This is a genomic window from Rhodoferax lacus, from assembly GCF_003415675.1.
Classification (GTDB): Bacteria; Pseudomonadota; Gammaproteobacteria; order Burkholderiales; family Burkholderiaceae_C; genus Allorhodoferax; species Allorhodoferax lacus.
This window is the reverse complement of record NZ_QFZK01000006.1, coordinates 26,002-49,642: the sequence shown is the minus strand read 5'-3', so window position 1 is coordinate 49,642 and position 23,641 is coordinate 26,002. Positions and strand designations below refer to the sequence as shown.

The 23,641-nt window shown below is 63.2% G+C and carries 26 protein-coding genes; 11 read left to right on the top strand and 15 right to left on the bottom strand.

Annotation, left to right across the window (positions count from 1 at the left end):
* Window position 1 precedes the first annotated feature (1 nt).
* From DIC66_RS11530 to ftsH, 3 genes are all read right to left on the bottom strand, one after another.
* Window positions 2-517, bottom strand: coding sequence for a DUF4148 domain-containing protein (locus DIC66_RS11530; protein ID WP_117177299.1), 516 nt, complete (start codon window positions 515-517; stop codon window positions 2-4).
* A gap of 36 nt (window positions 518-553) precedes the next feature.
* Window positions 554-991 (bottom strand): carboxymuconolactone decarboxylase family protein, encoded by a 438-nt coding sequence (locus tag DIC66_RS11525; protein WP_117177297.1) that lies wholly within the window; start codon window positions 989-991, stop codon window positions 554-556.
* Window positions 992-1,225: 234 nt separating this feature from the next.
* Complete coding sequence (gene ftsH, locus DIC66_RS11520) at window positions 1,226-3,046, bottom strand: ATP-dependent zinc metalloprotease FtsH (protein WP_117177295.1); 1,821 nt, start codon at window positions 3,044-3,046, stop codon at window positions 1,226-1,228.
* A gap of 191 nt (window positions 3,047-3,237) precedes the next feature.
* Here ftsH and DIC66_RS11515 point away from each other — a divergent pair, with 191 nt between their 5' ends.
* Both DIC66_RS11515 and DIC66_RS11510 read left to right on the top strand, forming a co-directional pair.
* Complete coding sequence (locus DIC66_RS11515) at window positions 3,238-3,723, top strand: DUF2442 domain-containing protein (RefSeq protein WP_117177580.1); 486 nt, start codon at window positions 3,238-3,240, stop codon at window positions 3,721-3,723.
* Window positions 3,724-3,758: 35 nt separating this feature from the next.
* Window positions 3,759-3,971, top strand: coding sequence for a type II toxin-antitoxin system HicB family antitoxin (locus DIC66_RS11510; protein WP_117177294.1), 213 nt, complete (start codon window positions 3,759-3,761; stop codon window positions 3,969-3,971).
* A 299-nt stretch (window positions 3,972-4,270) separates the two neighbouring features.
* Here the strand turns inward: DIC66_RS11510 and DIC66_RS11505 are convergent, their stop codons facing one another.
* Window positions 4,271-5,482, bottom strand: coding sequence for a TauD/TfdA family dioxygenase (locus tag DIC66_RS11505; RefSeq protein WP_117177292.1), 1,212 nt, complete (start codon window positions 5,480-5,482; stop codon window positions 4,271-4,273).
* A 107-nt stretch (window positions 5,483-5,589) separates the two neighbouring features.
* Between DIC66_RS11505 and DIC66_RS11500 the strand changes: the two genes are divergently transcribed.
* Window positions 5,590-6,495, top strand: a complete 906-nt coding sequence (locus DIC66_RS11500) for a LysR family transcriptional regulator (RefSeq protein ID WP_117177290.1) — start codon at window positions 5,590-5,592, stop codon at window positions 6,493-6,495.
* Window positions 6,496-6,769: 274 nt separating this feature from the next.
* On the opposite strand, the gene speB is transcribed toward DIC66_RS11500, so the two are convergent.
* Window positions 6,770-7,747, bottom strand: coding sequence for an agmatinase (gene speB / locus DIC66_RS11495; RefSeq protein ID WP_117177288.1), 978 nt, complete (start codon window positions 7,745-7,747; stop codon window positions 6,770-6,772).
* Window positions 7,748-8,041: 294 nt separating this feature from the next.
* Here speB and DIC66_RS11490 point away from each other — a divergent pair, with 294 nt between their 5' ends.
* The 6 genes from DIC66_RS11490 (at window position 8,042) to DIC66_RS11465 (ending at window position 14,178) form a co-directional block, all read left to right on the top strand.
* Window positions 8,042-8,899 carry a sugar phosphate isomerase/epimerase family protein gene (locus DIC66_RS11490; protein WP_117177286.1) on the top strand — a complete coding sequence of 286 codons (858 nt, stop codon included), beginning with the start codon at window positions 8,042-8,044 and terminating at the stop codon, window positions 8,897-8,899.
* Window positions 8,896-9,996 carry an isopenicillin N synthase family dioxygenase gene (locus tag DIC66_RS11485; RefSeq protein ID WP_117177284.1) on the top strand — a complete coding sequence of 367 codons (1,101 nt, stop codon included), beginning with the start codon at window positions 8,896-8,898 and terminating at the stop codon, window positions 9,994-9,996. Before DIC66_RS11490 ends, DIC66_RS11485 begins: the two co-directional genes overlap by 4 nt.
* A 76-nt stretch (window positions 9,997-10,072) precedes the next feature.
* The gene (locus DIC66_RS11480) at window positions 10,073-10,882 is read left to right on the top strand and encodes a transporter substrate-binding domain-containing protein (protein WP_117177282.1); all 810 of its coding nucleotides are present in this window, start codon (window positions 10,073-10,075) and stop codon (window positions 10,880-10,882) included.
* A gap of 32 nt (window positions 10,883-10,914) precedes the next feature.
* Window positions 10,915-12,456 carry an amino acid ABC transporter permease/ATP-binding protein gene (locus tag DIC66_RS11475; protein WP_117177280.1) on the top strand — a complete coding sequence of 514 codons (1,542 nt, stop codon included), beginning with the start codon at window positions 10,915-10,917 and terminating at the stop codon, window positions 12,454-12,456.
* A complete protein-coding gene (locus DIC66_RS11470; RefSeq protein WP_117177278.1) occupies window positions 12,453-13,211 on the top strand; it encodes a class II aldolase/adducin family protein in 759 nt (252 codons plus the stop codon). Before DIC66_RS11475 ends, DIC66_RS11470 begins: the two co-directional genes overlap by 4 nt.
* A gap of 22 nt (window positions 13,212-13,233) precedes the next feature.
* On the top strand, window positions 13,234-14,178 hold the full coding sequence (locus tag DIC66_RS11465; protein ID WP_199534720.1) for a 2-hydroxyacid dehydrogenase: 945 nt from the start codon (window positions 13,234-13,236) through the stop codon (window positions 14,176-14,178).
* A 110-nt stretch (window positions 14,179-14,288) separates the two neighbouring features.
* On the opposite strand, the gene DIC66_RS11460 is transcribed toward DIC66_RS11465, so the two are convergent.
* From DIC66_RS11460 to DIC66_RS11445, 4 genes are all read right to left on the bottom strand, one after another.
* Complete coding sequence (locus DIC66_RS11460; RefSeq protein WP_147321292.1) at window positions 14,289-14,480, bottom strand: hypothetical protein; 192 nt, start codon at window positions 14,478-14,480, stop codon at window positions 14,289-14,291.
* Between the two features lie 34 nt (window positions 14,481-14,514).
* Entirely contained in the window at window positions 14,515-15,228 is a 714-nt protein-coding gene (locus DIC66_RS11455) for a hypothetical protein (RefSeq protein ID WP_147321291.1), read from the bottom strand.
* Window positions 15,229-15,306: 78 nt separating this feature from the next.
* Window positions 15,307-15,585 (bottom strand): hypothetical protein, encoded by a 279-nt coding sequence (locus DIC66_RS11450; RefSeq protein WP_117177272.1) that lies wholly within the window; start codon window positions 15,583-15,585, stop codon window positions 15,307-15,309.
* Between the two features lie 134 nt (window positions 15,586-15,719).
* Window positions 15,720-16,592 carry a helix-turn-helix domain-containing protein gene (locus DIC66_RS11445; RefSeq protein WP_158558897.1) on the bottom strand — a complete coding sequence of 291 codons (873 nt, stop codon included), beginning with the start codon at window positions 16,590-16,592 and terminating at the stop codon, window positions 15,720-15,722.
* A gap of 103 nt (window positions 16,593-16,695) precedes the next feature.
* Between DIC66_RS11445 and DIC66_RS11440 the strand changes: the two genes are divergently transcribed.
* On the top strand, window positions 16,696-16,905 hold the full coding sequence (locus DIC66_RS11440) for a DUF2061 domain-containing protein (RefSeq protein WP_117177268.1): 210 nt from the start codon (window positions 16,696-16,698) through the stop codon (window positions 16,903-16,905).
* A gap of 14 nt (window positions 16,906-16,919) precedes the next feature.
* Here the strand turns inward: DIC66_RS11440 and DIC66_RS11435 are convergent, their stop codons facing one another.
* Complete coding sequence (locus DIC66_RS11435; RefSeq protein WP_117177266.1) at window positions 16,920-18,281, bottom strand: DUF5666 domain-containing protein; 1,362 nt, start codon at window positions 18,279-18,281, stop codon at window positions 16,920-16,922.
* The gene (locus DIC66_RS11430) at window positions 18,278-19,135 is read right to left on the bottom strand and encodes a DUF6502 family protein (protein ID WP_117177264.1); all 858 of its coding nucleotides are present in this window, start codon (window positions 19,133-19,135) and stop codon (window positions 18,278-18,280) included. Before DIC66_RS11430 ends, DIC66_RS11435 begins: the two co-directional genes overlap by 4 nt.
* 169 nt (window positions 19,136-19,304) lie before the next feature.
* On the opposite strand from DIC66_RS11430, the gene DIC66_RS11425 reads away from it, so the two are divergent.
* A complete protein-coding gene (locus DIC66_RS11425; protein WP_117177261.1) occupies window positions 19,305-19,706 on the top strand; it encodes a hypothetical protein in 402 nt (133 codons plus the stop codon).
* 7 nt (window positions 19,707-19,713) lie between these two features.
* Here the strand turns inward: DIC66_RS11425 and DIC66_RS11420 are convergent, their stop codons facing one another.
* From DIC66_RS11420 to DIC66_RS11410, 4 genes are all read right to left on the bottom strand, one after another.
* Window positions 19,714-19,917, bottom strand: coding sequence for a hypothetical protein (locus tag DIC66_RS11420; protein WP_117177260.1), 204 nt, complete (start codon window positions 19,915-19,917; stop codon window positions 19,714-19,716).
* 105 nt (window positions 19,918-20,022) lie between these two features.
* A complete protein-coding gene (locus DIC66_RS11415) occupies window positions 20,023-21,408 on the bottom strand; it encodes an efflux transporter outer membrane subunit (protein WP_233505884.1) in 1,386 nt (461 codons plus the stop codon).
* A gap of 109 nt (window positions 21,409-21,517) precedes the next feature.
* A complete protein-coding gene (locus DIC66_RS23615) occupies window positions 21,518-21,640 on the bottom strand; it encodes a hypothetical protein (protein ID WP_275405222.1) in 123 nt (40 codons plus the stop codon).
* A gap of 25 nt (window positions 21,641-21,665) precedes the next feature.
* On the bottom strand, window positions 21,666-23,531 hold the full coding sequence (locus DIC66_RS11410; RefSeq protein WP_117177256.1) for a hypothetical protein: 1,866 nt from the start codon (window positions 23,529-23,531) through the stop codon (window positions 21,666-21,668).
* Between the last annotated feature and the right edge of the window lie 110 nt (window positions 23,532-23,641).

The following is a 23,641-nucleotide window of genomic DNA, read 5'->3' as shown; positions in this document are numbered from 1 at the left end:
ACTAGTTAAAGATTTGGTCTGTGAACCCTGAAGTCGCCTGGCTCAGACGTTGTGCTTCCGCCAATTCATCCAGAACCTGCTGACGCGTCTTGCCGGCTACGGCTGCTTTTGCAGGATACCTTTCGGGGTACAGCTCGTTGAGCTTCTTCCCTGAATCCTCATGTCCATTGCCAGCAACGATGTCACCGGTGCGCTGTGCTTCAGCCAATTCATCCAACACTTGCTGACGGGTCCTTCCCGCTGTGGTTGCCTTTGCAGGGTAACGCTCGGGGTACAGTTCGTTGAGCTTTTTGCCTGAATCCTCTTGTCCATTGCTGGCAACGATGTCACCTGTGCGCTGCGCTTCCACCAATTCAGCCAAAACCTCTTCACGGGTCTTGCTTGAAATAAGGGAGGTGCTTGATTGCGCATCCATGAAACGATTTTGGGCGCCACTTTCATGATCGGACGCCATAGCGGCCATTGAGGAAAAGGTGAAGGCTGCAAGCGTGAGAATGATTTTTTGTGAGTTTTTCATGATGGATATTTTCTGTGTGATGGGTTTTTGGTACCGTTAGGCCGGCAGTTTCCGAAAGGCAATGGCGAAGCGGTTCCATGCGTTGATGGTGTTGACGAGGAGCGTAAGGTCCACCAGTTCGTTCGGTGCAAAGTGCGGCTCAACGCGCTCCCAGACATGGTCTGGAACATGCGAGTCCGCAATTTGCGTGAGCGACTCCGTCCACTCCAACGCAGCGCGTTCCCGGACACTGAAGTTCTTTGATTCGTTCCATACGGCAACCTCAGCCAATCTTTGTTCGCTCTCGCCTGCATTGCGAGCGTCCGCAGTATGGGTATTGATGCAGTAAGCGCAACCATTGATTTGTGAGGCTCGAAGTCGGACCAACTCCATGAGAGGCTTTTCCAATCCGGATGCGCCGCACTGCTTTTCGAGCGCAACCATTGCCGACATGGCTGCTGGACCATGTTTGAAAAAGTTAAGCCGGGGTTCCACCCGAGCCTTGTTGGATACGCCGCTATCAACAGCTACCGAATTTGATGTGATCTGCAATTTCCACTCCTGTAATGTGTAGAACGCAATCGTATTTCCGGGCGTGCAGTGGCGGAAGGCGCTTTGATTGCACTGTGTCCATGCACACCACGACACATAACAGTTTCTCCGCCGAAATACATAGTTTTATTCAGCACCACCTGTTTAGTTCTGCACCCGATCGCATCCGTGCCCAAGTTAGCCCGCAACCACCAAATCCCCCGCCAGCGCCCGTATAGCCGCCTCATCCAGCGTCTCCTTTTCCAGCAGCGCCTGGGCGCCGCGCTCCAGCACGGCGCGGTTGGCTTGCAGGATGGCGGTGGCGCGCTCGAAGCCGGCCATCACCACGGCGCGAATGGCCTGGTCTATGGCGTGCTGGGTTTCCTGTGAGACGGGTTGGCTGGGCGGCAGCATGGCTTCGGGCAGGTCCAGCATGGGGGTGCGCAGCGGCTCGAAGGCCACGTAGCCCAGAGCTTCGTCCATGCCGTAGCGCATGACCATGTCGCGCGCCATGCTGGTGGCCCGGGCCAGGTCGTCCACGGCGCCGGTGGAGAGGGTGTGGAACACCAACTTCTCGGCAGCGCGCCCGGCCAGCAGCACGGCCATCTTCTGCTGCAGTTCGGCCTGCGTAGTCAGGTAGCGGTCTTCCGTGGGGCGTTGGATGGTGTAACCCAGCGCGCCTATGCCGCGCGGGATGATGGACACCTTGTGCACCGGGTCGGCACCCTTCTGCGCCAGCGCCACCAGGGCGTGCCCCATCTCGTGGTAGGCCACGGCCTGGCGCTCCTGCGCGTTGAGCACGCGGCTCTTGCGCTCCAGCCCGGCCACCACGCGCTCCACTGCGGCAGTGAAGTCGATCAGTGCCACGCTGTCGGCTTTGCGCCGGGTGGCAGCCAGTGTGGCCTCGTTCACCAGGTTGGCCAGGTCCGCGCCGCTGAAACCGGGGGTGAGTGCGGCCACCTCGTCGAGCCTGACTTGCGGGTCCAGCGTGACGTGGCGCACATGCACGGCCAGGATGTCGGCGCGGCCCTTGCGGTCGGGCCGGTCCACCAGCACCTGGCGGTCAAAGCGGCCGGCGCGTAACAACGCCGGGTCGAGTATTTCCGGGCGGTTGGTGGCCGACAGAATGATCAGGCCCACCGAGGCATCAAAGCCATCCATCTCGGAGAGCAGCTGGTTCAGGGTCTGCTCTTTTTCATCATGGCCACCTAAGGATCCAAAGGCGCCGCGCGCGCGGCCCAAGGCATCGAGCTCGTCAATGAAGATGATGGCCGGTGCAGTGGCACGGGCCTGCTCGAACAGGTCGCGCACGCGGGCTGCGCCCACGCCCACAAACATCTCCACAAACTCGCTGCCCGAAATGGAAAAGAAAGGCACACCGGCCTCTCCCGCCACGGCCCGTGCCAGCAGCGTCTTGCCGGTGCCCGGCGGCCCCACCAGCAGCACGCCCTTGGGTATGTGCGCGCCCAGGCGCCCGTACTCCTTGGGGTGCTTGAGGAAGTCCACCACCTCCTCCAACTCATGGCGCGCCTCGTCCACACCGGCCACGTTGGCGAAGGTGACACCCGTGTTGGTTTGCGCATAGATCTTGGCGTGGCTCTTGCCCATGGGCAGCAGGCCGCCCAGCCCTTGTTTGGAAGCAACGTTGCGGATCAGAAGAAACCACAGCCCCATGAACACCAGCGTAGGCAGCACCCACGAAGCAATATCGCGCAGCCAGGTGCTTTCGTGCACGCGCGTGTACTGCACATTGAAGGGGGCCAGGCGCGCAGCCAGGTCGGGCTCCACACGCTGGGTGCTGAGCTGCGTCTTGTTGCCCTCGGGCGTCTTGAGGTGGCCCACCAGGGCGTTGTCGAGCACGGTGACGCTGTCAATGCGCCCGTTGCCCAGGGCCTGCTCGAACTCGTTGTAGGGAACCTGCTGCAGTTGGTTGGCGCCTTGCCACACACTTTGCAGCAGCATCAGCAGGGCAAAGGCCAGCAGCCAGAAGCTCCAGTTCCAGGAAGGCTTGTTGTCCAATGCGGTCTCCAGCAGTGGCGAGGAAAACGCTCAGGCTACTGCAATGCACTGCCCGGCTTTTGCGCTTTCGCAAGTGGCAAGGTCGGTGACGGAAGCTATTCCCACAGCGAATCAGGAAAGTTCTATCAACCTTGCACTAGTGCAACCACTGCACTAAACTGGCAAATATGCCCACCTTGCAAAAAATTCCCATGAGCGAATTTTTTTATCCCAAACTGGAGTCGGTCACGGCACTGGAGCTGCCATATCTGCGCACAGTCTGGAGCACCGGAGAAGTGCTGGATGTGGACCTGAGCAAAATATTGCGTGGCAAGGCATTTGCGGAAATCCGAAAGCCCGAGGTGTTCAGAACTGTCCACACCGACGGCCAGAGCATCGAGTGGTTTGACACGGAACTGGGGTCAGACAATGTATACGCCTGGGCCAAAGAACAGGCGGGCGAAGTCAGCCATGACATGTTCGGCGGCTGGATGCTGCGTAACCAGCTTTCCTTGTCCAGTGCTGCGGAGGCGCTGGGCATCAGTCGACGCATGGTGAGCTACTACCGCACCGCTGCAAAATCCATTCCGCGTGCTATATGGTTGGCCTGTCTGGGCTGGGAAGTCACACGGCCAGAGCCCAACACGCTGCCCATGGAATTGCCCAGTGCGAAGGACTACGCAGCGGCCCATGCTTGATACGCCGTATGGCTTTGGCAACACGGAGTTGAACCATGAACACCATGACAGTGGACGACTTTCACGCCACCATTGAATTTGATCCGGAGCTCGATATGTTCCGGGGGGAAATCCTCGGCCTCAACGGCGGCGCGGACTTCTATGGCAAGAACCCCAAGGAGCTGCGCACGGAACTCAAGCGCTCCCTGCAGACCTTTCTGGATGTCTGCAAAGAGAAAGGCATTGAACCCAGGCGGCACATTGCGTAGCCTCTGGGCGGTAACACAATCAGACTCAATACCTAATGAAGTTGGGCGCAACTTTGATTCGGATGCGCGCTCGCGGATGATGGGGTCCAGGCTCACGGTCGTGGTATCAACACGGCGCAATTCAACAGGTTGGGTGCGGCCACTCAAGGGGTAATCTACGATGTCTGGACTGCCGCGATTCCGGTCTTACAAATTTGCGATCTGCCTGCTCCATTGCAGACGCAGGCAACCGGGTATCGACGGGCTACTTTCTGGCGATCATTTCGTCAAAGTGGGAACCCGGGCCCGGCCACAAGCTGTCATCCGCGGGAAAGAGAAGTCCGGCGTTCCGACATGCGCATGGCGCTGTCCAAGTCTTCCATGTTCATGTAGCAGCCCTGTAGATGGCGCTCGCCGCTGTTGGGGTCAAAACTCTTGCGTCCATGCAGAATGCGGTTGTTGTCATAGGCAATCAGTTCGCCCGGATGCAACTTCAAATTCAAGTGGTAGCGCGTGTCGCGCAGCAGGGCCCACAGCGCCGCAATGGCCTCGTACATGGGTGCCACCAGTTCTTCTGAGACCTTGAGGCTGGAGCGCAGCCAGTTGTTAAAGCGCATCCGGGTGAGCTGCCCACTCTGGTCCAGTGCAAGCATCGGGGCACTGGACCGGACGTCGCAGTTGGCATCATGGAAGCGGAACTCCACCAGTTGCTGGCTCAGCAGCGCAAAGGCCTCGGGATTTTGGGCGCGCAAATCCTCGGCAACGCGGAAACCATCGGCAAACAGCGACTCGCCACCGGTGACGCTGCTCTTGAGGCAGCTGAGCATCTGCACGTCCGGCGGAAAACGCCAGTTGACCAAGTCATGGTGCAGTTCCAGCCCCAGCGCCGTATAGGCCACTGCGTTGGGATTGGGCATGGAAATGACGTCATAGTGGTCACCAAAATTGGTATGGCGCACAGGTCCAACGCGCCGGGCCACATCCAGCAGCTTACCGGGCTCCTGGGGCACGCCTTGCAGCAGAACAATGCCATGGCTTCGTATCGCCGCTATCCACGCACGCAGTCCCTCCTCCGTTTCCATATAGGCGCCAAAGTCCAAGGTCGGTACAGAGTCGTTCAAACCTGCATCCCAGAGTGTGCGCGTGGCCTGCACCTCGCTGTGGGCAGCGCTGCTGTAGCAGTGCTGTCTGAGCCAGGCTGTGCCAAAGCGCGAAACATGGTGCTCGGACCCCTGGCTGAAGTGCACTTCCAGCACATCCGGCATGCTCTTCGCAACATGCGTGATGCGTGGCTGCGCGTGGTCAATGAACATATAAAGCCGCTCCATGGCCTGGGGGTGGCGGCATGATGGGCAGGCACAGTTATCACGCAGCCATAGGGCCTCGAAGCGGCTGACCCGGCCGTCATCCCAATGCAACTGCAGGGCCTGCCCATCATGTGCGACCTGGCTTACGCCGTGCGCTGCGGGCGCTGGTGCGAGATCCGCCATGAGAGAGGGTTGGTGCAGGTTGGCGGGTGCGGTGTTCATCATGGTTTGCGCTTTCAATGTGGATGGGACGCATGCTAGGTCGACTGACCGGCAGGGACAAGCAATGGATTCAGCTAGTACGTTATTAGATTTTCTTTACACTCACTTTCATGAAGGACACCAATACCCCTTTGAATTGGCTGCGTGCGTTTGAGGTCTCTGCACGCCATCTCAATCTTTCCGCCGCCGCAAGGGAACTGCACGTTACGCCCGCTGCCATCAGCCAGCAGGTTCGGCTGTTGGAGCACCGTGTGGGCGTGGCCCTGTTCGAACGCAACGCGCGAGGGGTGCGCCTGACACGTGCCGGTGAAAGCTTGCTGCCCGTTTGCCGCGAGTCCTTTGAGCGCATGGACGCCGCGTTGCTGGAGTTGTTTGGAAAACGCAAAGGAAATCGATTGGTTGTGCGCGTATTGCTGGGGTTCGCGCGAACCTGGCTGCTCAATGCTGTGGCGGGATTTACGGCGTTGCATCCGGACATCCCTATACGTCTTGTTGCGTCAGTCTGGCCTGGTGAGCCGCTCGACACCAGCGTGGACGTAGACCTGCGTCTGGCTTCTTCGCCTCCCAAAGGTCTGGAGGCACATCAACTGACACACGATTGCATATTTCCCGTTTGCGAAGCAAGCCTGGCAAGGCGTCTGCAACGCAACAAAAAGGAGATGGATTGGTCAAGTCAGAGGCTGCTGCACACCATCGGGTTTGCGCAAGGGTGGCAACAATGGATGGCCGAATCACAAATCAAACGCAAGACGCAGGCCACCGATCTTGAATTTGATTCAGCCCAGCTATGCCTTGAAGCAGCGTCCCTTGGGCATGGCATAGCGCTGGCCCGCAGCAGTTTCGTGACCGATTATCTGGACAGCAAGCGCCTCGTCGCGTTGCGCGGCGCAAGCCTGGAGGCCAGGGACAACGTGTTCTTAACGCTTGCACTGGGACTGAGCGCACAGGCACCGGCTGCTGTTTTTCGGGACTACTTGCTAAGCCAAGCTGAACCGCCGCCAATGCAATCGCATTAGCCCAGAAGAGTGGCTCCTTCTTCTAGGTAAGCAGGCGGCAGTGTTTCCTACGCCGCCCGGACGGTGGAGCGAACTTCGCGCCGTGGATGCTTCCCCAAAGAACAGCCATTGCACTAGTCGGCCTCCAAAATTTCCGCTTTGGGCAGATGCCGAATACCACGCCCGGCCGCTGAACGGGGCCGAACTGGTTGGCCCTAAAGCTGGCCGTCGTGTGCACCCGCATCCAGCCCTCCAGAGTCATCCCGTCCGAAGTCCCAACAACTCCCGAGGCCACCTACCCCCCACGCCGCCGGCTGACACTATCCGCCAGCACACACAAAATCTCAAACGCCATGGTCGCGCCCACCAGCGCCGTGTTGCCGCTGGGGTCAAAGGGTGGTGACACTTCCACCACGTCCCCGCCAATCAGGTTCAAGCCCTGCAGGCCGCGCACCAGGCGCTGTGCTTCAAGGGTGGTCAGGCCGCCGATCTCTGGCGTGCCGGTGCCGGGTGCGTACACCGGGTCCAGCGCGTCCACGTCGAAGCTCACGTAGGTCTCGCCCTCGCCCACCACGCGGCGGGCTTCGGCAATCACGGCGGGCAGGCCCATCTGGTGGAACTCTTCGATGTCGATCACGCGTATGCCCTGCTCCTGGCCCCAGGTGTCTTCGGCGTCGTTGTAGAGCGCGCCGCGTATGCCGATCTGCACCGTGCGCTTGGGGTCCAGCACGCCCTCTTCAATGGCACGGCGGAAGGGTGTGCCGTGGGTGTATTTGAAGCCGCCAAAGTAGCCGTCCCAGGTGTCGGTGTGGGCATCGAAATGCACCATGCCCACGGGGCCATATTTTTTGGCCAGTGTGCGCAATATGGGCAGGCTCACCAGGTGGTCGCCGCCAATCGACAGGGGCGCAATGCCGGCCACTTGCAGCTTGTCAAAAAAGGTTTCGATGCGCGCCAGCGAATCCATCAGGTCCACCGGGTTCACCGGTGTGTCGCCCAGGTCGGCGCAGTTGCAGATCGAAAAAGGTTTGAGGCCGCTGGCCCGGTTCACATTGCGCACCATGGTCGAGATGTCGCGCACCTGGCGCGGGCCGTGGCGCGCACCGGGGCGGTTGGTGGTGCCGCCGTCCCAGGGCACGCCTACCAGGCCAATGTCCACGTCTTTGAAGAGTGGATCGTCAAAGCCCACCAGGGGCAGGCGCATCAGTGTGGCGATGCCGGCAAAGCGCGGCATGACCGAGCCGGTGATGGGATGGAAGGGGTTGCTTGTCATAGGGGTTTTCCTTGGATGCCCTGTTTGTAAACCATTACGCCGCCCAGGAATTGGTGCCAGGGCATTCCCAACGATGGAGCCAGCAGGTGCCAGCGCGCGCGCAGTGGCGTGCCTTGTCCCGATTCCGGTGCAAGGCGCGCGGTGCACGGTGCGAGCCGCAGTCCGGTGCAGGGGCAGCCTGCAGGCGCCTGCACCGGGGCTTGCTGCAAATGCGACCTGTTTTTACACCGGTGGCGCGCATGGCATGCAGCTTGCGTAATGCCAAGCCATCAACCACCCATAAAGCAAAGCGGCATGCAACTGGATTTGTTCAAGTCCCTCTGGGGCTGGCAAGGCGACTGGAGCCAGTGCGCTGCACAGGTGCGCGAGATGGGCGGCGTGGGCGTAGAGACGCGCATGCCCGTCGATGCCGCCGCTGTGCAGCAGCAGGCGCAGGCTTTGCAGAACGAAGGCCTGGCCCTCATATCGGTGGTGTTTACCGGCGGCGATGTGCTGCCCAATCAGGCCTGGACACCCGCGCAGCACCTGCAGCGGCTACAGGGTGCGCTGGACAGTGCGGCCATCCTGCAACCGCGCTTTATCAACCTGTTGGCCGGCAACGACCGCTGGCCCCTGGCCCAGCAGGTGGACTTCTTTGGCCAGGCGCAGGCGCTGGCTGATGCGGCCGGTGTGGTCTGCAGCTTCGAGACCCACCGCGCCAGCTCGCTCTTCAGCCCCTGGGTGACACTGGCCCTGATAGAACAACTGCCGCAGCTGCGCTTTACCGCCGACATCAGCCACTGGGTGGTGGTGTGTGAACGTCTGCTGGATGCCCCCCAGGACGACCTGTCGCCCTTTATCGCGCGTGTGCACCACACGCAGGCACGCGTGGGCTACGACCAGGGCCCGCAGGTGCCGCACCCGGGCGCACCCGAGTACGCCAGGGAGGTGGCGTTTCATTACCGCGTGTGGCAGTCCATCTGGGCCTCGCAGGCCGCGCGCGGCTACAGCCACACCACGCTGACCCCCGAGTTCGGCCCCGACGGCTACACCCACCTGATGCCTTTCACCAAAGCACCCGTAGCCGACCTGTGGGAACTCAACCTGGGCATGGCCCGGACCCAGCGCGCGCAGTTTGAGCGCTGGCTGCACCGACAGAAAGACTACACATGAACAGCACCAGCCACAGTGGCACACCCGGGGCGCGCGGAGAATTCTTCCGCCTGCCTGTGATCGACGTCAGCGGGCTGCGCAGCAGCCGCCTGGAAGACCGCCAGGCCGTGGCCGATGCCATAGGCGATGCCGCGCGCAACATCGGCTTTTTCTATGTCAGCGGCCACGGCATTCCTGCAGCGCAGATTGCCGCCCTGCGCGCCACCGCCGCCCACTTCTACGCCCAGGACCCGGACTGGAAGATGAAGCACTACATCGGCCTGGGCCGTGGCCACAAGGGCTTTGTGCCCGAGGGCGAAGAGATCTATGGCACGGGCCGCCCCGACCACAAGGAGGCCTATGACATCGGCTTCGAGGCTGCGGACGACCACCCCCAGGTGTTGGCAGGGCTGCCACTGATTGGTGGCAACAAGTGGCCCGAACTGCCCGGCTTCCAGCAGGCAGTGCAGGCCTATTACGCCAGCGTGTTTGCCCTGGGCATGCAACTGCTGCAGGCCTTTGCCCTGGCACTGGGCCAGGAAGAGCACGCCTTTGACAGCTATGTGACCTGCCCGCCCAGCAAGCTGCGCCTGATCCACTACCCCGTGGACCCCAGCGCCGAAGACGTGCTGGGCATTGGCGCGCACACCGACTACGAATGCTTCACCCTGCTACTGGCCGACCAGGCGGGGCTGGAGGTGCTCAACAGCCTGGGCCAGTGGATTGATGCGCCGCCGCTGACGATTGACGGTGAAGAGGCCTATGTCATCAACGTGGGCGACATGCTGGAGGTGATGACGGCCGGCGCCTTTGTGGCCACCTCGCACCGGGTGCGCAAGGTCACCACCGAGCGCTATTCCTTCCCCCTGTTCTTTGCCTGCGACTACGCCACCCGCATCCGCCCGCTGCCGCAGTTTGCTGCGGCCGATGCCGCGCCCCTGTACGAAGAGCTGAGCATTGGCGACCACATGTGGAGCATGGCGCTGCAGACCTACCGCTACCTGGGCGAGAAGGTGCGCCGCGGCGAGCTGCAACTGCCCCAGGGCGCGCGCCTGCCTTCGAGCTTTGGCAATTTCGCCAAGGAAGAGGCCGCTGTGCATGCGGCCACACCGGGCTGAAGGCGCTGCACCTTTTTCATTCTTCTGCTCTTTTTTTCACCCGCGTTTTTCTGTTCAACCCACTGGAGACTCCACCATGTTCACACTGTCCACCACCGCCCGCAAAACGGGTCTGGCCCTGTCCCTCGCCACCCTGCTCCTGGGCACCGCCCTGCAGGCCCAGGCCCAGGTCGCAGTACCTGGCGCCATCAAGGTTGCACTGGAAGCGTCCTACCCTCCCTTTGAATCGTATGAAGGCGACAAGATCGTGGGCTTTGACCCCGAGCTGACCGCCCTGCTCTCGCGCGAGATGAAGCTCAAGCCCACCCTGGTGGACACCAAGTTCGCCAGCCTGGTGCTGGGCCTGGGCGGTGGCCAGCATGACGCCGTGATCTCCGGCCTCTACATCACCGCCGAGCGCCTGGCCATTGCCGACGCCGTGCCCTACGCCGGCATGGGCGCGCTCATCATGGCCAGCAAGGACGGCGTGCAGCCCAAGACCGAGAACGACCTGTGTGGCGTCAAGGTCGGCCTGCAGGCGGGTACCAGCTGGGTGAAGAAGCTGCAAACCCTGTCCACCGAATACTGCGTGGCCAATGGCAAGCCACCGGTGGCAGTGTCCGAGTTCCCCACCGCCCCCGAAGTCTCGCAGGCCCTGATGAGCAAGAACGTGCAGGCGCAGATTGAAGTGGCCGCCGCGGCCAAGGCCTTTGCCGCCAAGAGCAATGGCCGCATTGTGGTCAGCTCGCCAGCCACCGTGTACCCGCAAATCCTGGGCATCTATGTGAAGAAGGGCAACACCGTATTGGTCAAGCAGTTTGAAGCCGCCATGGCCGCCATCCACAAGTCGGGCGAATACGACGCGCTGATCAAGAAGTACGACCTGAACCCCGTCGCCCTCAAGTAATCACCCCTGCACACCGCACGCACAGGAACACCATGGAACTGAACTGGACCTATTTTTTCTCGCTCTTTTCCATGGCGATGTTCTGGCGTGCCGTGGTCACGGTGGTGGAGCTGGGCACGCTGTCCTGGCTGATCGGCCTGGTCCTGGGCTTTTGCGTGGCCAGTGCCCAGCTCTCTGGCATCACCGCGCTGCGCGCTGCGGCCAAGGTGTATGTGTGGTTCTTCCGCAGCGTGCCGCTGCTGGTGCTGTTGGTGTTTGTGTTCAACAGCCCGCAAATATTTCCGTCGGCAGGGCCTGCCCTGTCGATACCCTTTGTCTCGGGCCTGCTCTCGCTGGTGCTGACCGAGACGGCCTACATGGCCGAGATCCACCGTGGTGGTTTGATGTCAGTCTCCAAGGGCCAGCGCGAAGCCGGGCGCGCCCTGGGCCTGGGCTATTGGGGCATACAGGCGCGCATCGTGGTGCCGCAGGCCTTTCGCATTGCCCTGCCCACGCTGGTGAACGAATACGTCACCGTGATCAAGCTCACCTCGCTGGTTTCGGTGATCTCGCTGCCCGAGCTGCTGATGACCGGGCAGCGCCTGTACAGCCAGAACTTCCTGGTGATGGAAACCCTGCTGGCCGTGGCCGTGTATTACGTGATGATCGTCTCGGCCTTTGGCGCGGCCTTCCAGTGGCTGGAGCGCCGCCTGGACCTGCAGCGCCGCCAACCCGCCAGCCTGGATGACAAGGCCTGCGGTGACCTGCGCGCCACCCTGCGCCCGGTGGCACTGGTGCCGCCCCTGCCTGCGGTACCCGGTGCGCCGCTGGCCCTGGAGATGCGCGGCATCAGCAAGAGCTATGGCAGCCAGAAGGTGCTCGACATCGTGCAGCTGCGCGTGGCCACGGGCGAGGTGCTGTGCCTGATTGGCCCCTCGGGCTCGGGCAAGACCTCGCTGATTCGCACCATCAACGCGCTCGAAGCCATCGACAGCGGCGAGATCATCCTGTTTGGTGAAAGCTACCTGACCGCCGGTGAAAGCCCCGACAGTGAACGTGCCCGCGACGGCGTGCGCCGCATTGGCATGGTGTTCCAGAGCTTCAACCTGTTCCCGCACCTAACGGTGCTGGACAACGTGCTGATGGCCCCCGCCTACCACGGCCTGGGCGATGCCGCCATGCGCGACTTTGCGCTGGGCCTGCTCGACAAGGTGGGCCTCTTGGCCCATGCCTACAAATACCCGCACCAATTGTCTGGCGGCCAGCAGCAGCGCGTGGCGATTGCGCGCGCCCTGGCCATGAAGCCCGACATCATGCTGTTTGACGAGCCCACCTCGGCCCTGGACCCGGAGCTGGTGGGCGATGTGCTGCGCGTCATCCAGCGCCTGGCCAAGGAAGGCATGACCATGCTCATCGTCACCCACGAGATGGAGTTCGCGCTGAATATTTCAGACCGTGTGGTGTTCATGGAAGGCGGCAAACTGCAAATGGATGTCAGCCCCGATGTGCTGCGCAACCAGCCCTACCCCAACGACACGCTGTTGCGCGTGCGCAAGTTCATGGGCATGCCCAGCCACGGCGGGCGGGCCGCATGAGCAGCGCCCTGAACGCGGCGGATGAGACCGCCCTGCGCTGCGACCTGGCCGCCGCCTACCGCCTGGCCGCGCGCTTTGGCTGGGACGACACGCTGTACACCCACTTCTCGGTGCGCCTGCCCTCGCCCGCGGGCCAGGAGCGCTTTTTGCTCAACCCCTTTGGCCTGATGTTTGACGAGGTCTGTGCCAGCGACCTGATTGTGGTGGACGCCCGCGGCCACAACGTGGCGGGCGACGCCAAACTCAACCCGGCAGGCTTCACCATCCACAGCGCCGTGCACATGGCGCGCGACGATGCGCACTGCGTCATCCACACCCACACGCTGGCGGGCATGGCGGTGGCCGCGTGTGAGAGGGGCCTGCTGCAGCTCAACCAGATATCGGCCGAGTTTTTTGAGGGCGTGGGCTACCACCCCTACGAGGGCGTGGCCACCAACCTGGAAGAACGCAGCCGCCTGCAGGCCGCTCTGGGCAACAAGGCCGCACTCATCCTGCGCCACCACGGCCTGCTGACCGTGGGCAGCTCGGTGGCCGATGCGTTTTATGTGATGTTCTACCTGAACCGCGCCTGCGAAATCCAGCTGGCCTGCGCGCAGTTGGCCGGTCTGGGGGTGGCTGGCGCAGTCACCGAAATTGCCCCACCGGTCAGCGCCTATGTGCGCCAGCAATTGGTGAAGGCGCAGCACGAGCGGCCACTGATCTGGGCCGCGTGGTTGCGCCAGCTGGAGCGCAGCGGCAGCAACTACAAAAACTAATATATATATTTCCAGGACCACCATGCCTACCCTTCTGGTGTGCAGCGCCTGCGACAACCTGCAAGTGCTGGCCGATCGCATGGCCACTGAGGCGGCACGCGTGCTGCCCGGCTTGCAAGTCACGCTGTGGCCCGAACCCTTTGAGGCTGACGACGTGCTGGCCGTGGCCGCCTGGCACCCGCCAGCTGGCCTGCTGGGCACCCTGCCCAAGCTGCAGATGGTGGCTTCCATAGGCGCGGGCACCGAACACATTCTGCGCTGCCCGGACCTGCCCGCAGACGTGGCGGTGACCCGCATCGTGGACCCGGCGCAGGCGCGGGGTATGGCCGAATACGTGCTGTGGGCCGCGCTCTATTACCACCGCGGTTTTGACCAGATGGCTGCGCAACAGCGCCAGGGCCTGTGGCACATGCCGCCGCAAGGCCCGGCCCGTGCTTTTCGGGTCGGCATCATGGGGCTGGGCGGCATGGGCTTGCAGACCGCGCTGTGCCTGCGCGACTTTGGCTTTGCCGTGAGCGGCTGGTCGCGCAGTGCCCATGCGGTGGAGGATTTGCACACCTTTGCGGGTGATGCCGCACTGCCCGAATTTCTGGCGCCGCTGGACATGGTGGTGTGCCTGCTGCCGCTCACACCGGCCACCCACGGCCTGTGCAATGCGGGCTTCTTTGCCCGCATGAAGACGGGTGCGGCGTTGGTGAACGTGGGCCGTGGCGAACAGGTGGTGCTACCCGACTTGTTGGCCGCGCTCGACAGCGGCCATCTGCGCGGCGCCGTGCTGGATGTGTTTGACCGCGAGCCCCTGCAGGCCGATGACGCGCTGTGGCGCCACCCCAAAATCTGCCTCACACCGCACATGGCGTCGAGCGCCTCGGACCAGACCATTGCGCAGCAGATCGTGACCAACACCCTGCGCCTGCGCCAAGGCCTGTTGCCCCTGCACACCATGGACCGCCAACGCGGCTACTGAAGCAGCTCTTGCAAGAGCTGCAGGCGGACTCGGTGGTCTGGCATGGCGCCCAAAGCGCCGCCCCCTTATCAGGCGGCCGTGCTTTTACTGATAGCCAACCAGGCCAGTCGTCAGAGGGACTGGCGCTCGGTTGGCAGCCAGGTCTCTTGCGAGCTGACCTGACGGGCCTCGCGGATGCCGTCACGCACTGCGGCTTTGATGGCACGGTATGCCACCCACACGAGCAGCAGCACAAGCAACAAGCCTGCGGCCAGCAGGATCAGGCCCTGGTACAGGGGGTTATCAAGCAAACTGGGATTCAAGCGTCATTCTCCATGGGCGGGGGGCACAGGCACATTATTGAAGCCGGCTGCCGGTGGGCGCATTCTGCGCGTCAACGCTGCTTTGGCGTGACTGCAGGTCCGCCACCAGGCTGTCCACCTTGGCCTTGTAGGCACTGTCGTTCAGGGCCACGGCTCGGGCGGCTTCTCCATAGTTTGCCCGGCCGTTCTGCAAATCCCCCAACAGGGACTTGGTGCGGCTCCAGTAGGCATCGAGCACGGCCACGACCTCGGGTGGGTAGGTCTCGCGGCGCCAGGCAGCAGCCATATCCAGGCACATCTCGTAGCCCGCGACAACGCTGGCCAGCTCGGTTTTTTCCGACTTGCCCGGATGCCCCTTGTTGGCCAGCAAACCCTCATCGGGCGCGTGGTCCAGAAAGAAGGGCACCTTGGCCGACAGATGCCTGCTGGCCCGCGAATCCCCCAGCGCCTTGAAGCAGGCGCTGTCGGGATGCAGGCGTGGCTTGGCACCGGGCAGCAGCGTGACCTGCGTATCCGTATCCGCTTCCTGGACCTGTGGCGTGACCGTTTGCACGACCTTTTGCGTGGTCTTTTTGGAGCTGCCCTTGGAGACACTCCTGGAAGCACTTTTGGAGGTGCTGGCGGATGCGCCTTTGGCAGCGTGGGCCTTCTTGGCCTTGTGCACGCAGGCAGCGTCCGCTTTGTGCGCACTCTTCTTGCTGCTCTTGCAAAGCGCCTGGTCTTTGGCCAGCGCCCCCCAAGAAAGCATGCAACACACCAGCAGCAGCAGCCAGGCGTGCCACTTCAAACGCAACCCCGCAGGGTTGCGGCATGCAACCCCAGCCATTTATTTGGCGTCAGCTTCGCACTTCTTCATGAAGGAATTTTTGGCAGCACCTGCCAGGGCCTTGCCGTTCTTGTCGATGGCTTTGTCAGCGCAAGCGGAAGGTGCCTTGGTGGCCGCTTCACATTTCTTGATGGACGAGGCCTTGGCAGCGCCTGCAAGCGGCTTGCCGTCCTTGCTCAGTGCCTTGGCTTCACACTCGGAGGCCGCGCTGGCAACCTGGGAAAACATCAGGCCAGCAACGAACAAACTGCCAAAGGCAACAGAAAAAATCTTGGACATGTGAACAACTCCTGTATGTGAATGAAACCCTGCCCATGACCATAGCATGCACTCCGGCCGCAACAGAACACGCATTCACACAATGCGGCAAGACCCCCCAAAATTCGACCTCCGGACCGTTGCCCACGCCGGGCCTATAACTTGACACCAGCTGCCAGTTTGGTCAGCCAGGCGCTGACCGCATGGCTGAGCACGCTGGCATCGCGCACCAGGTCGTCAAAATGGCGCGTCAGGGTTTCGATGTGCTCACGCGTGTTGAACACAAGGTAGGAACTGCCGATATAAATCACCGCGCGCTGCTGGCCAAACACCGTGACCGGGGCGCTGTAGCGCTGCTTCAGGTCATACAGGTGCAGGCGCGTGCTGGGATAGAGCTCATCGCACAGCTCTGCCATGTGCAGCAGCTGCTCGCGCACCTGCGCGGGCTTGAGCGCCGCCCAGATGCCGCTGCGCTGGGCAAAATCTGTCAGGGTCTGCACCGGCATGGCGAATTCGTAGTCGGTGCCCACCAGCCGGTTCATGGACAGGCGCGTCTCCTTGCTTTGCAAGGCCTGCTGCGGCGTCTTGCCCTCGTATTTGGCGTACTCCAGCTGCAGCGTGGCACGGGTCTTCATCACCTCGGGCAGGTTGGTGGGCACATTGCGCACCTTGGAACCCGTGGCCTCCTGCAGCCAGCGCTCGATGTGCACATCGGCCCGGTCTGGCAGCGCGGTGGCCACCTGCAGCGATTCGCGCAGGATTTCCCCCGGACCCAGGGTGCTGTTGGACAGGCCCAGCAACCAGTCGGCACTCACGCCCAGGGCCGAGGCCAGCTCCGCCACCACGTGGCCGGACGGCAGGCGCACCTGGTGCTCGGAGAGCAGTTGCGACACGGTGGAGCGGTCCACCCCGGTGATCCCGGCCAGGCTGGTGCGGTTGAGCTTGTGCTCCAGCATGGCCGAGCGCAGGCGCTCGCGAAACACCTCGGAACGCCGGGATTTGGGGACTGTGGGCGGGGTGCTGGGCATGGTGCTGGGTATTTGTGAAAACGTGACTATTATCACCAATTGGTGCATTTACGTTACCAATCAAACGTTGATTCACGCGCACGGCATCCGCACAATTCCAGCCATGGAACAGAACAAGCGCACCCTCACCAAGGCCATCACCTGGCAGCTCATCGGCTTTGTCATGATGGCCGTCGTCAACTACTTCTACATCGGCGACTTTTCGCAAGGCCTGGGCCTGTCAGCCTTGCTGACGCTGATTGGCCTGGTCAGCTACTACCTGCATGAGCGCCTGTGGGCAGGCATACGCTGGGGCACACGGGGCAGCACCTGACGCCGCGCGCCTGCCTATTTGCCTTTGCCGCTGCCGGAGCCACCACTGGAGCCGCTTTTCGAGCCGGACCCTCCAGAGCTGCCCGAGCTGCCCGAGCTGCCTGAAGTGCCTGAGCTTCCCGAAGTGCCCGAGCCTCCCGACGTTCCCGAGCTGCCGGAGCCGGAGTCATCGGATCCGCTGGAGCTGCCCGAACCGCCCGAGCTGCCGGACTTGTCGTCCGAGCCGCTGGAGTCCTTGCCACTGCCCGACTCGGCCTCCTTGCCCGACTCAGCCTCCTTGCCAGCCTCGGACTTGCGGACACGCCCTTCGCGCGCGCCGTAGCGGTATCCCGAAACCCGGACCTCCATGTGATGGACCTGCAACCTGTGCTGCGCGTCCAGGCTGCCGGTCAGGCGCACCCGCTGGTTCTCGGCCACGTCTTTCAGGCTGCCGCCCTGCACCTGCAGGTCGCGGCCGAGCGCAAAGGTGCGCTGGCCCAGGCTGATGGAGTTGGCGCCCACGGCATGCACCAGGCCTTCCATCACCACGGAGCGCACGGCCCCCAGGCTGCTCTGCACAGGCTCGGCCTGCACCTGGCGGGCCCGCAGGGTTGCGCCGTCCCAGGTGCCGGCAATTGCGATCTCCGCGCCACGGGCTGCGCCGGCAGGCAGACGGGTGTCGCCCAGATGCACCGCCGTTCCGCTGACCACCATGTCCACACCCATGTTCTTCTCGAACACGCCCGTCAGGCGCGCCAGAGGCTGGGGTGCCACCGGGCTCAGGAAACTGGCTTCAATCTGGCCATTGGCGCGGCGGAAACCACCCACTTGCACCCACTGGCCAGGGCGCAGGCCCTCCAGGGTCTGGCCCGTGCGCACCAGCACCGACTGGCCCAGCACCTGCAGCTCACCCCTGGCCGCCTGCACCCGGTCCACCGGGCCTACCAGGGTGTTGAGCACCGCGATGCTGCGGGCCGTGAACTCGGCGCCCGCACCTGTTGCCCGAATGGCCACCAGCTGTCCCACAGCCAGGCTGTTCAGGGGCACGGGTTGGCCGTCCTGCTCCACAGGGGTGGTGGCATCAAACTGCACTTCCACCCCGTTCACGCACACGCTGGCAAAGCCGGTAATGAGTCCCACAATGCCAGTGCCACCCACGCCGCCCGCATCCAGGCCCACGTCAATGCCCGTGCCACCCAGCCCGGGCCGCCCGGCGATGATGCCGGTTCCACCCACGCCCGGCGCCTGCTCGGGCATGGCCGGCATGGTGGCCGCCTGGTTGGCACAGCCATCGGCAGCCCATGCCGGCAAGGTGCCCAAACACAGCAGGCCCCACACCAGACCCAGGCCCAGGCCCCACGCAGACAGCCGCCTTGGCATGCAGACAGAATTCTTCATACACCCTCTCCTGCCGGTGGCTTGGCATCCACCGGCTCGGCATAGAAATACACACCAAAGGTCATGCGCTGGCGCTCAGGTGCGGGCACGTCGGCATCGCGTTTTTCGGCCTGCATGGCACTTTTGTTGACGGCCAGCAGCGCCTTCATGCCCAGTTCCAGGGCCTGCTTGGCCAGCGCCTGGGCTGACTCGGCACCCAGCGCGTCATAGTGCACGCTGCGGTCCATGAAGGGGGGCTGCAGCCCCTGCAGGTTGTGGGCGGCCGCTGCCAGGTGGTCGTGCAGGTTGTGGCCGAAATAAAAGGCCTTTTCGTCAAAGCCCTCAGTGGGGATGAAGGCGTCGGCATTCAGGCACACCCGCCTGTCTTCATCCAGGCGGGCAATGCCCAAGCGCATCCACTCGTCCAACACCACCTTGGAGCGGATGTCGCTGTTGACGCTGGCCACCAGGGCCTCGAAAGACAGCTCGCCGCCTTCGCTGCGAAAGCGTGGCAGGGCCAGGGGCTGCCCGGCCTCATCCAGGTAGGCCGGTGTACCCAGCCAGACCGCCACCAGGTGGGCACCCAGGGACACCACGGATGAAGGTGCGGGCACCTCGGCGCGCAGTTCGGTGCGCAGACGGCTCACGTCCTTGCGGTGCACGCCCGACATCAGGCTGATGCGGCTGTCGGTGGGCGGCTTGTTGTCAATGCGGAAGTCGCGCTCGGCCACTTCCACATACAGGCTCTTGAGCATTTCCGACAGGAACTGGAAGGTAATGCCGCTGGCAAGCATGAGGCGCACCAACGGCATGAGCACGCGGCGCAGGGCCTGCACAAGTGCGGCCTGGGGCATAGGGCTGGCTGGATCGTCCATGGTGTCTCACTAAGGTGTGAGACGGACTGTAACATTTATTTGTGGGAAATTTTTCCACAAAACACTTGCGCGGGAAAAAATCCCACATATAATTCGTCTGCGTGGGAAAATTTCACACGCAATGCAAGCAACCCCACTTGGCAATCTTTCAACTTACTGGAGAACATTCATGGCAACTTCCAAAATTTCCACCCTGCTGGGCACCGTTACCGCCGCCGCACTCATGACCTGCGTGCTCACTGCCACCATGACCCTGGGCGCCAGCATGGCCATGGCCAAGGACGGCAGCTCGGGCTCGGGCTCGGGCTCGAAATCCAGCAGCAGTGGCAGCAGCAGCAACAGCGGGCGCTCTGCCTCCGGCACTTCCAATACCAGCGATTCGTCCAGCACAACCCGTGGTTCAGATGATGGTGCGGGCCATGTGCGCCAGTCGCGCGGCGCTGATGATGCGGCAGGCCATGTCAGTGGTGCTGACGATGCGGTGGGCCAATTGCGCCAATCGCGTGGTGCTGATGATGCGGCAGGCCATGTGCGCCAGTCGCGCGGCGCCGACGACCTCATCAAACTCTAAGCGGCGGTCACAGACTGGACCATTGGCTCCAGAGTTCCCAGGCTTCGTCTTCATCGCATTCAATCACCTGGGCTGCAGGTATGGGGCGGTTGAAGCGGCGCCGCTCCCGAAGCTCAGCAGGCACTTCCGGTGCAGCCACCGGCTGCTCGGGTGGCACGACGGGCTGTTCCTTGACGGGAGGGTAGATGCGCTTGACGGCGTTATGGGACATCGGACCATCCTAGGGAATACCCGCAGGGGTTCATATCCCCCATTTGGGGGATATTGCGGTCCCTCCCATATTTATGGGAGGCAGCCGCCCCCATGCACTGCCCTGTCAGTTCCAGCCGCCGCCCAATGCGCGCACCAGCCCCGTGGTGGCCTGGCAACGTGCGGCACGCAACTGCACCAGTTGGCGGCGGCCCTGCAATTCCCTGCGCTGCACCTCCAGCCAATCGAGCTGGCTGATGGAGCCGCTATCAAAGCGTGCCTGCGAGAGTTCGCTGGCGCGTGCGGCACTGCCCTGCATGCGCTCCAGGGCTGCGTTTTGTTGAGCCAACAGGCGCTGCGCAGACAGCTGGTCTTCCACTTCACGCAGTGCCTGCAACAGATGCTGGTGGTAGCTGGCCACGGCTGCAGACAGCTCCGCATCGGCCATGGCAATACCGGCCTGGCGACGCCCACCGTCGAACACCGGCAGGTTGGCCAACACACCAAAGGCCCAGGTTTGCATGGAGGCCGCCACCAGCGTGCTGAGTTCGGCCGAGGCAAAGCCGGTGGTGCCGGTGAGGCTCAGGCTGGGGAACCAGGCGGACTGGGTCACGCCCAGGCGCTTTTGCCCCGCCAGAACAGCGGCCTGCGCGGCTGCAATATCGGGCCTGCGCTGCAACACCGTGGAAGGCAGCCCGGCGCGTACCGCAGGCAGTGCGCGCTGTCCGGTAACCCAGTCCGGCGCATCGGTGCGGTCCAGCCGGAATTCTGATGCAGCCTGGCCCAGCAGCACGGCCAGGGTATTTTCCAGTTCATCGCGGCGCTGCTGCAGGCGCTGGGTCTCCAGCGTCTGCCCGGTCGCTGCGCCTTGCAGGCGCTCGTATTCGAGCTCCGAGAGGGCACCGGACTGCAGCCGGTAGGCCTGGATGCGCAGGCTCTGGCGGTCCAGGGCCAGGCTGTGCCGGAGCAAGTCCATGTCGGCGTCCAGCGCGCGCAAGGCCACATAGGTCTGCACCACCTGTGCCTGCGTCAGCAAGCGGGCGCTCTCCAACAGGGATTGGCGTTGCTGCGCATCCAGCGCGGCGGCGTCGCCGGCCTGGGCCAGGCGCCCGAGCACGTCCACTTCATATGACAAGGTGGCTGCCGCCGTGAACAGTGTGCCCTCGGTGCCTGCGGCGTTGACCAAGGGGCCCTGCTGGCGCACCGCACCGGCACCCAGGCCCAGTTGGGGCTGGCGCGCAGCGCCCGTCTGGCTGGCCAGCGCTTGTGTCTGGGCCAGGCGGGCAGCCGCTATACGGATATCGGTGTTGCTTGTGCTGGCCTGGTCCACCAGTTGGTCCAGCACGGGGTCGGCAAACGCCGTCCACCACCGGTCATCGGCCGCGGGTGCGGCCACTGCAGTGGCGTCGGCCTCGGGGGCTTGCGTTTTGAAGGCCTGCAGCCGGGCATCCAGGGCCAGGGGCTGCGGCGGCACTTGCGTGCTCGCGCAGCCGGCCAACAGCAAGGCCACCATAGGGCCCGCCCAGCGGCCCGCAGGCCGCAGGGAATAGTTATATTTTTTGCACATAAAAAAAATGGACACCCAAGGGTATCCATTTTTGGGCGCGGTCAGAACAACGCGATCAGATACCGGCGCAACGGCTCACAGGCACCACGGGCACGGACACGGTTTCCACGCTGGTGGAGTCGGTGGAGGATTTACGTTTTTGGCCGGCTCCAGCGCGCAGATTGGTTTGAATTTTCATGATGGTCTTTGGTTAAAAATGTGCGTTACGCACGGGTATCTGCCAACACCATGTCAGCAAATTGGGGAGGCCGGGCGCAACTGGCGTGCGACCGGACGGGTATTGAGGAAAAAAGGGAAATGCTCTCGCGGGAAACCACGGCCTTGAAGCCCAGCAGGTTCTCCAGCTCATCCAGCAGGTGCGGCAGGTGCCGGGCTTCACTGCCCTGCAGCAGCACATGCACATCCAGATCAGCGGCGCTGAAGGCCCACAGCGCGGGAGCGCGCTGAAGCAAGGCGTTGATGTCAGCCTGTATGTCCACTGCAATGGCCAAGAGGGCCTGCGATTGCAGGAAGTAGTGCGCCAGGCAATCGGTCAGCGCTTCCACACCCGGGCTCACCGCTTGCTGCCCCGGACTGAACTGCGCACGCAGCAGGGCACGCAGCTGCTGCCGCAGTGCTACCGGGCTGGCCTGCCTGGCTTTAACCAGTTCGGGCAGGCTGTGCTGCGCCGGCTGGCCCAGGCCTTGGGCACAGTGCACAAAGATGTCGGCATACACCTGCTCGCGGTTGGCGCGCCAGGCTTCGGTGGCATGCAGGGTTTCATTCTTCAGGATGTCGACCTTGTCCTGCAAATGCCTGCGCAAGCGTGCCAGCGCCAGGCTCTGCGGACCGCGCCACTGCGTTGCGATGGTGTGCATCTGCTCGTAGGTGCGCGTCATCAGCGGCCACAGCGAAAACACCACAGCATGCGCTTGCAGGCCCAGCAGCCCGTAGTCAAAGGCCTGCTCCATCTCGGCCAGGGCGGCCTCCACTGCGGCGTCCTGCTGCAGCCCTTGGGTAGCGGCTGGCACCTGGCCGTCCAGCAGCACGCCCAGAAATTCTTCAATCATCACGCGCGGTCCGGCACACACGCCGTGCGTGGAGCCAAAGGCATGGTTGCGCTCGGCATAGGCATACAGCTCGGCGCTGTTAATGGGTGCCAGCGGCGACAGCGTTGCTTCGGCCACCGGAACAAACAGCATCTGGTGCGTGGTCATGCGCACACCGTCGGTCACACGGAACAGGTTGGACAGCACCGGGTGCAAGGCACCATTGGCCACCGTCTGCCCGCTCTTCATCAGCATGTAGGTGGGCACGGCCAGCACCAGGGTGGACAGGCGCTCCACATCGCCCACCGTCCAGCCCGTGCGGGCTGCGGGAAAGCGCTGCAGATAAGCCTCGCGGATGCGCAGGATGGCGGCCATCATGGCGGGCCAATGGGCGCGCATGCTCTTGAGGGCGCTGACATTCATGGGCCGGCTGTCCTGGTAGCGGCTGCCCGGGTAAATGCACGCGCGCCAGCGGGTGGGCACCTCCAGACGCAGGGCCTTGGGGAACACATTGGCTTCGCCCACCTGGCGGCCTTCGGCATCCTGCACCAGGTGCGCAATGCGGAACACCGGGATCACCAGTTCCAGATGCGCCAGCTCAATGCTGCGGCCGGTGAGCTCACGGGTGATGGCTTCGCACTCAAGCCAGGTGCGTGCCACGCTGGACGTTGCCGGTGGCAGGGGCGAGGCGCGGTCGCCATCGGGCCGGTGCATGGGGCAGGTCTGTGCTTCCAGCGGGGCGGCGTGCTCCAGTATGCCGGCCTGCAGCAGCTGCTCCAGCAGCGCCTGCACCTGCTCCCAGGCGTAACCCGTGCCCCAACCTGTGGCCGCACCGGCAGCAAAACGCGACTGCGCACCCAGCGCCTCGCCAAAGGCAAACAGCTCCGGCTCGTCAAAGGAGATTTCCTGGTCGCCATAGAACAGGAACAGCGCGTCCTGGCCCTGTTCATTCTTCAGGTACTGGGTGATCACCCGCTTGGACAATGGAAACACCAGCTCGGCATCGGCGGCGAGTCGGGTGGTGGTGGCGGTGCTGTTCATGGCCTCAACTTTATGCAGTCGGGCGTCCAGAACCTAGGACACAATGGCGTGAAATGCGGCCCCAATTGGTCGGGATTTATTCAGACCATGGTCCGTAGCCGCCGGGCATG

Excerpts from the sequence above, each read along its gene's own strand:
- DIC66_RS11530 (WP_117177299.1), bottom strand. The coding sequence starts at position 517 with ATGAAAAACTCACAAAAAATCATTCTCACGCTTGCAGCCTTCACCTTT.
- DIC66_RS11515 (WP_117177580.1), top strand. The coding sequence starts at position 3,238 with ATGAGCGAATTTTTTTATCCCAAACTGGAGTCGGTCACGGCACTGGAG.
- DIC66_RS11510 (WP_117177294.1), top strand. The coding sequence starts at position 3,759 with ATGAACACCATGACAGTGGACGACTTTCACGCCACCATTGAATTTGAT.
- DIC66_RS11505 (WP_117177292.1), bottom strand. The coding sequence starts at position 5,482 with ATGATGAACACCGCACCCGCCAACCTGCACCAACCCTCTCTCATGGCG.
- DIC66_RS11500 (WP_117177290.1), top strand. The coding sequence starts at position 5,590 with ATGAAGGACACCAATACCCCTTTGAATTGGCTGCGTGCGTTTGAGGTC.
- speB (WP_117177288.1), bottom strand. The coding sequence starts at position 7,747 with ATGACAAGCAACCCCTTCCATCCCATCACCGGCTCGGTCATGCCGCGC.
- DIC66_RS11490 (WP_117177286.1), top strand. The coding sequence starts at position 8,042 with ATGCAACTGGATTTGTTCAAGTCCCTCTGGGGCTGGCAAGGCGACTGG.
- DIC66_RS11485 (WP_117177284.1), top strand. The coding sequence starts at position 8,896 with ATGAACAGCACCAGCCACAGTGGCACACCCGGGGCGCGCGGAGAATTC.
- DIC66_RS11480 (WP_117177282.1), top strand. The coding sequence starts at position 10,073 with ATGTTCACACTGTCCACCACCGCCCGCAAAACGGGTCTGGCCCTGTCC.
- DIC66_RS11475 (WP_117177280.1), top strand. The coding sequence starts at position 10,915 with ATGGAACTGAACTGGACCTATTTTTTCTCGCTCTTTTCCATGGCGATG.
- DIC66_RS11470 (WP_117177278.1), top strand. The coding sequence starts at position 12,453 with ATGAGCAGCGCCCTGAACGCGGCGGATGAGACCGCCCTGCGCTGCGAC.
- DIC66_RS11465 (WP_199534720.1), top strand. The coding sequence starts at position 13,234 with ATGCCTACCCTTCTGGTGTGCAGCGCCTGCGACAACCTGCAAGTGCTG.
- DIC66_RS11455 (WP_147321291.1), bottom strand. The coding sequence starts at position 15,228 with ATGCTTTCTTGGGGGGCGCTGGCCAAAGACCAGGCGCTTTGCAAGAGC.
- DIC66_RS11450 (WP_117177272.1), bottom strand. The coding sequence starts at position 15,585 with ATGTCCAAGATTTTTTCTGTTGCCTTTGGCAGTTTGTTCGTTGCTGGC.
- DIC66_RS11445 (WP_158558897.1), bottom strand. The coding sequence starts at position 16,592 with ATGCCCAGCACCCCGCCCACAGTCCCCAAATCCCGGCGTTCCGAGGTG.
- DIC66_RS11440 (WP_117177268.1), top strand. The coding sequence starts at position 16,696 with ATGGAACAGAACAAGCGCACCCTCACCAAGGCCATCACCTGGCAGCTC.
- DIC66_RS11435 (WP_117177266.1), bottom strand. The coding sequence starts at position 18,281 with ATGAAGAATTCTGTCTGCATGCCAAGGCGGCTGTCTGCGTGGGGCCTG.
- DIC66_RS11430 (WP_117177264.1), bottom strand. The coding sequence starts at position 19,135 with ATGGACGATCCAGCCAGCCCTATGCCCCAGGCCGCACTTGTGCAGGCC.
- DIC66_RS11425 (WP_117177261.1), top strand. The coding sequence starts at position 19,305 with ATGGCAACTTCCAAAATTTCCACCCTGCTGGGCACCGTTACCGCCGCC.
- DIC66_RS11420 (WP_117177260.1), bottom strand. The coding sequence starts at position 19,917 with ATGTCCCATAACGCCGTCAAGCGCATCTACCCTCCCGTCAAGGAACAG.
- DIC66_RS11415 (WP_233505884.1), bottom strand. The coding sequence starts at position 21,408 with ATGGTGGCCTTGCTGTTGGCCGGCTGCGCGAGCACGCAAGTGCCGCCG.
- DIC66_RS23615 (WP_275405222.1), bottom strand. The coding sequence starts at position 21,640 with ATGAAAATTCAAACCAATCTGCGCGCTGGAGCCGGCCAAAAACGTAAA.
- DIC66_RS11410 (WP_117177256.1), bottom strand. The coding sequence starts at position 23,531 with ATGAACAGCACCGCCACCACCACCCGACTCGCCGCCGATGCCGAGCTG.